The sequence below is a fragment of the Exiguobacterium sp. UBA3968 genome, from assembly GCF_002385115.1.
Taxonomy (GTDB): domain Bacteria; phylum Bacillota; class Bacilli; order Exiguobacteriales; family Exiguobacteriaceae; genus Exiguobacterium_A.
Map to the genome: position 1 here is coordinate 5,116 of NZ_DGCW01000009.1, position 562 is coordinate 5,677.

Annotated in this window: 1 pseudogene; it reads left to right on the forward strand. The window is 51.1% G+C overall.

Going from position 1 to position 562, the window contains the following annotated elements:
* Positions 1–562: pseudogene (locus B3S86_RS15065) on the forward strand (DNA-directed RNA polymerase subunit beta); the annotation flags it as partial.

Below are 562 nucleotides of genomic sequence, written 5' to 3' on the forward strand. Positions count from 1 at the left end.
TAAAGAGTTCTTCGGTAGCTCGCAGTTGTCTCAGTTCATGGACCAAACGAACCCGCTTGCAGAATTGACGCACAAACGTCGTCTTTCAGCACTCGGACCCGGTGGTTTGACACGTGAGCGCGCTGGTTTCGAAGTTCGTGACGTACACTACTCGCACTATTCCCGTATGTGTCCGATCGAAACGCCAGAGGGACCAAACATCGGTTTGATCAACTCGTTGTCTTCGTACGCGAAGGTCAATGAGTACGGCTTCATCGAAGCACCATATCGTCGTGTCGATCCGGAAACGGGCGTCGTCACAGATGAAATCCATTACATGACTGCAGACGAAGAGGATCTCTACGTCGTCGCACAGGCAAACATGTTGTTGACGGAAGAGAAGACGTTCCAAGATTCACACGTCCTTTCACGTTTCCGTGGACAAAACTTGTCTGTTGAACCAGCACGTGTCGATTATATGGACGTTTCACCGAAGCAGGTTGTATCTGCCGCAACGGCTTGTATCCCGTTCCTTGAGAACGATGACTCGAACCGTGCCCTCATGGGAGCGAACATGCAACGT